Here is a 4,882-nt window from a genome sequence, read left to right as displayed (position 1 = left end):
CTCCACCGCACCCCGGCCGCCGTCGTCCGCGCCTGATCCCGAACCGCCCCGCCCCGGAGCCGCCACCATCCCGGCTCCGGGGCCTCCCCCTGGAAGGAGAAGCCGTCCTTGTCCCGCCACGCCCTCGCCGACGCCGACCGCGACCGCCTGGCCGTCGCCGACCTCGCCCGCCTCGCCCGCCTCGCCGCCCGCGGAGACCTGCCCAAGCTCCATGACCAGATCGCCCGCACCGGCGGCTGCTCCAACCCGATCCACCTTCAGGGCTTCCGCACCCTGACCCACGCCACCACCGGCCAGGTCCTGCACCACTACTCCACCCAGCACGAACCCGGCCACCGCCTCAAGGTCGCCTGCGGCAACCGCCGGGCCTCCCGCTGCCCCTCCTGCGCACGCACCTACTCCGCCGACACCTACCACCTCATCCGCGCCGGCCTCGCCGGAGACGAGCCCAAGGGCATCCCGGCCACCGTCCGCGAGCACCCCCGCGTCTTCGCCACCCTCACCGCCCCGTCCTTCGGCCCGGTCCACAACCGTCCCGACAAGGGTGTCTGCCGCTGCGGCACCGACCACCCCGACGGCTCGCCCGTCCTCGGCACACCCCTCGACCCGGACAGCTACGACTACGCGCACGCCGCGCTCTGGAACAACCACGCCCCCGACCTGTGGAGGCGCTTCACCATCTACCTGTTCCGGACCATGGCCAAGATGGCCGGCCTCTACCAGTACGAGTTCAAGGAGCAGGCGAAGCTGTCCTTCGGGAAGGTCGCCGAGTTCCAGCGCCGCGGCGCCGTCCACTTCCACGCCGTGATCCGCATCGACGGGCCCACCGGACCGGACTCCCCGCCCCCGGCCTGGGCCACCGTCGCGCTCCTGGACGCCGCGATCCGCGCCGCCGCCCGCCGCGCCAGTGTGCCTCTCGCAGCTGCCGGCCACCTCCGGAGCCGTCTTCTCCAGTGGGGCCGGCAGGTCGACGTCCGGCCGATCGGCGCCTTCGGCTCCGGTGAGATCTCCGAGCAGGCGGTGGCCTCTTACGTGGCCAAGTACGCCACCAAGTCGGCGGAGGCCACTCAGACCGTGGACCGCCGCATCGTGGAGCGCCACGAACTCGACCGCCACGACCTGCCCGAGCACACCCGGCGCCTGATCGAAGCGTGCTGGGACCTCGATCCGCTCTACCCGGAGCGCCTGCTCGCCCACTGGTCCCACATGCTCGGCTTCCGCGGCCACTTCTCCAGCAAGTCGCCCACCTACTCGACCACCCTCGGCGCGCTCCGCCAGGTCCGCGCCGACTACCGCGCCACCGAGGCCCGCACCGCCCTGCGCGAACGCCTCCTGGCCGCCGGCCTGCCCGACCTCGACGAGCTGCCCGACACCGACACCCTCGTCCTCGCCCACTGGGTCTACGCCGGGGCCGGCAACACCCCCGGTGAGTCCCTGCTCGCCGCCGCCGTCGCCCGTGAGCTCCACGAACGCCGCACCACCGACCGCCAGGAGCTGCGTGCCCAGCTCGCCGGAGAGGAGAACCCCGCATGGACCGCCTGCTGACCGTGCAGGAAGCCGCCAAGCTGCTCGGGACCTGGGAGACGAGCAAGGAGCGCTTCCCGCGCCGCCTCATCGAGGAGCGCCGCATCGCGTTCGTGAAGGTCGGGCGCCACGTTCGCATCAAGGAGAGCGTCCTGGCTGCCTTCGTCGAGTCGAACACCGTGCAGCCGATCACCCGGCCGCGCCGACTTCGGACGGCGGCCTGATGGCGAACACGAAGGGCAACCGCCGACGGTTCGGCTCGGTCCGGCAACTCCCGTCGGGCCGTTGGCAAGTGCGGTACCGCGATCCCCTGACCGGACAGCTCCGGTCGGCCGAGGACACCTACGCGACCAAGCGGGACGCCGAGGTGGCCCTCACGCTCATCGAGGCGAGCATCGTCACCGACAAGTGGACGGACCCGGATGCGGGCTCGGTGAACTTCGCTGACTTCGCCGCGACTTGGATCAAGGACAGGAAGCTGGAGGAGAGCACTCGTGAGAGGTATGCGACCGTCCTCCGGCTGCACATCCTGCCGAAGTTGGGCGGCCGGAGCGTCGGGGAGATCTCCCCTCCGCGCGTGCGGGCCTGGCGTTCGGGCCTCCTGGACGCGGGAGTTGGCGAGCCGAGCGTGGTCAAGGCGTACCAGATGCTCCGCGCCATCCTGAACACGGCCGTGGACGACGGGCTGATCCAGCGCAATCCGTGCCGGATCAAGGGGGCCGACACCTACGACGTGCCGGAGCGGCCGGTGCTCACCGTGCCCGAGGTTTTCGCCGTGGCCGACGCCATCGGCCCGCGGTGGCGGGCGCTTGTCCTGGTGACGGCCTTCGCCACACTGCGGTTCGGCGAGCTGGCCGCACTCCGCCGGCGGGACGTCGACCTGGCCGCGCGCATCGTCCGCGTCCGTCGGAATCAGGCCGAGCTGAACAGCGGCAAGCTGCTCGACAAGGCGCCGAAGAGTGCCGCGGGCTTCCGCCCGGTGGCCTTCCCTGCCGAGATCGTCCCGGCCTTCGTGCACCACCTGGAGCACTTCGCCGGCCAGGGCCCGGACGGGCACGTCTTCGTCGGCCCCCGCGGCGGCAGGCTCCGCCGGAGCAACTTCCGGGACGACTGGGTGTCCGCCCGCGCCAAGGCCGGTATCACCGAGAACGTGCACTTCCACGATCTCCGGCACACCGGCAACACCCTCGCCTCCCAGAGCGGGGCGAGCACCCGCGAACTCATGACCCGGATGGGACACAGCACGACCCGGGCCGCGTTGATCTACCAGCACATGACCAGCGAGCGGGACCGAGTCCTCGCCGACCGCATGGGCGAGGCCGTCCGCCAGGCGCTCGGTGAGCAGTCCCCGCCGGCGCCTTCTGGCACGGGTGTGGCACGGCCGGACTGAGCCGCCCTTCCCATCCCTGGCAGCACGAAGGGCCAGCTTTCGAGGTTCACCCTCGTGAGCTGGCCCTTCTGACGTTCTGCGCCTCGATCGGGCGATGTGCCCCAGGCAGGATTCGAACCTGCGACACCGGCTTTAGGAGAGCCGTGCTCTATCCCCTGAGCTACTGAGGCGGGGCCTGCCGACTGCCTGCGGTGGGGCGGGCGGTGTTCGGCCGACGGCAGACAGACTAGCGGATCCGGCGCTCGGAGATCGTGTGCGGTGGCAGGTGCCGGGGACGGGAACTGGCTATTCTGGCTCGGCCGCTATGTCCGGGTTGGCAGCTGATGAGTAGATACGTACAGATAATCCGACAAGAGCTTTTCTGGTTGGCGCCTGGTCTGGTCGCCCTCGCCGTGGGCCTCGCCGGGATCGGGGTGCCCGAGCTGTGGCGCGACGAGGTGTCGAGTTGGAGCGCCGCCGGGCGGCCGCTGCGCGGACTGTTCGCGATGCTGGCCAACGTCGATGCCAGCAACGGCGCTTCGTACGTCCTGCTGCACGCCTGGACGGGCCTGTTCGGCGACTCGCCCGCCGCCTTGCGGCTGCCGTCCGCCCTGGCGATCGCCGGTGCCGCCTGCTTCACCGCGCTGATCGCCCGGCGGATGTTCGCCTCGCCGGTCGCCGGACTCGCCGGCGGCCTGCTGCTGGCGACCGTGCCGCAGATCTCCCGCTACGCCCAGGAGGCCCGCGCCTACGCGGTGGTGGCCTGTGCGGTGGCCGCCGCGACCTGGCTGCTGCTGCGGGCACTGGAGCGGCCGACCGCCGACCGCTGGGCCTGGTACGCGCTGGCGACCGGTGTGGCCGGGGTCTTCCACCTCGTCTCGCTGGCCTGCCTGGTCGGCCAGCTGCCGATGGTGGCCGCCGCCGCCCTGCGGCCGGACGCCCGCCGGGTGCTCCGGCAGTGGCCGCTCGCGGTGGCCGCCGGGGTGGCCCCCGCCCTGCCGGTGATGGCGCTCGGCCGGCTGCAGTCGGGCCGCCAGCTGTCCTGGTTGGCCGCGCCGACCGTCCGTGACCTGCGGTTCGTCTGGCAGGACCTGTTCGGCTCGCACCAGGTGCTGTACGCGTTCCTGGCCATGGCGCTGCCGGCCCTGCTGCTGCGCGGCTCCCGGCGCCCGGCCGCGCTGCTGCTGCTCGCGGCCTCGCTCCCGGTCGGCGCGGTGTGGGTGGTGTCGCGGCTCGGCAGCACCTCCTTCTTCCTGGCGCGCTACCTGCTCTTCACGGTGCCGCTCTGGGCGGCCCTCGCCGGCGGCGGGATCGGCGCCCTGGCCGCGCTGCTCGGCCGGCCGGTCCCCGTCCGCCGGGCGCCGGCCGCGGGGGCGGCCGGGGCGGCGGGGGGGGGGGGGGGGGGGGGGGGGGGGGGGTGCTGCTGGTGGCCGCGGCGGCCGCCGTCCCGGCCTGGCTCGGCCTGGAGCACCAGCGGGTGCTGCGGACGGCCGCCTCGCACACCGACACCGACTACCGCGGGGCGGCCCGGTTGGTTGCGACCGGGTACGCGCCGGGCGACGCACTGGTCGCGGTCGGCGGCGACCTGAACTGGATGATGGTCGGCCCGGCCGTCTCCTACTACCTGCCCGCCGGGGTCCGCCCCCGGCAGCTCTTCGTCCGGGAGAGCGCGGCGGCCGCCCACGACCTCTTCGCGGTCGAGTGCCCGGTGCCCGTGACCTGCGTCGGTGACGAGAGGCGTGTCTGGGTCGTTACCATCGGCACGGGCGACGATCCGTACGAGCGACTCCCGGGCGAACAGGCCCGGGCCCTGCGGACGGCGTTCGTCCCGGCCGAGGTCCGGCACGTCCCCGGGCTGACGGTGTCGCTCCTGGTCCGCCGCCCGGCGGCCGGTGCGGCACCCGCGCCGGGCCGTCCGTGACCCGCCGCCGACCCGAAAGGCTGTGCCGTGACTGCCCCTGAGGAGACCACCTTCGCCGATCTCGGCAG

Annotated in this window: 5 protein-coding genes and 1 tRNA gene; 5 read left to right on the top strand and 1 reads right to left on the bottom strand. The window is 73.2% G+C overall.

Annotation, left to right across the window (positions count from 1 at the left end; genetic code table 11):
- Positions 1–108: 108 nt before the first annotated feature.
- From repSA to ABD353_RS39115, 3 genes are read left to right on the top strand one after another with little or no spacing between them, the layout of a single operon-like run.
- Positions 109–1,545, top strand: coding sequence for a replication initiator protein RepSA (repSA, locus tag ABD353_RS39125; RefSeq protein WP_425555350.1), 1,437 nt, complete (start codon positions 109–111; stop codon positions 1,543–1,545).
- Positions 1,530–1,748 carry an excisionase family DNA-binding protein gene (locus ABD353_RS39120; RefSeq protein ID WP_344628491.1) on the top strand — a complete coding sequence of 73 codons (219 nt, stop codon included), beginning with the start codon at positions 1,530–1,532 and terminating at the stop codon, positions 1,746–1,748. Before repSA ends, ABD353_RS39120 begins: the two co-directional genes overlap by 16 nt.
- Complete coding sequence (locus ABD353_RS39115) at positions 1,748–2,914, top strand: tyrosine-type recombinase/integrase (protein WP_344628490.1); 1,167 nt, start codon at positions 1,748–1,750, stop codon at positions 2,912–2,914. The genes ABD353_RS39120 and ABD353_RS39115 overlap by 1 nt, the downstream gene beginning before the upstream one ends.
- Positions 2,915–3,011: 97 nt before the next feature.
- Here the strand turns inward: ABD353_RS39115 and ABD353_RS39110 are convergent.
- A tRNA-Arg gene (locus tag ABD353_RS39110) sits at positions 3,012–3,084 on the bottom strand.
- A gap of 195 nt (positions 3,085–3,279) precedes the next feature.
- Between ABD353_RS39110 and ABD353_RS39105 the strand changes: the two genes are divergently transcribed.
- Both ABD353_RS39105 and ABD353_RS39100 read left to right on the top strand, forming a co-directional pair.
- Positions 3,280–4,482, top strand: a complete 1,203-nt coding sequence (locus tag ABD353_RS39105) for a glycosyltransferase family 39 protein (protein ID WP_344628489.1) — start codon at positions 3,280–3,282, stop codon at positions 4,480–4,482.
- Positions 4,425–4,814, top strand: a complete 390-nt coding sequence (locus ABD353_RS39100; protein WP_344628488.1) for a hypothetical protein — start codon at positions 4,425–4,427, stop codon at positions 4,812–4,814. Before ABD353_RS39105 ends, ABD353_RS39100 begins: the two co-directional genes overlap by 58 nt.
- The last annotated feature ends 68 nt before the right edge of the window (positions 4,815–4,882 follow it).

The sequence above is a fragment of the Kitasatospora arboriphila genome, assembly GCF_039528095.1.
Taxonomy (GTDB): Bacteria; Actinomycetota; Actinomycetes; order Streptomycetales; family Streptomycetaceae; genus Kitasatospora; species Kitasatospora arboriphila.
The sequence above is the reverse complement of the archived record's forward strand: the minus strand, read 5'-3'. Positions and strand labels throughout refer to the sequence as shown.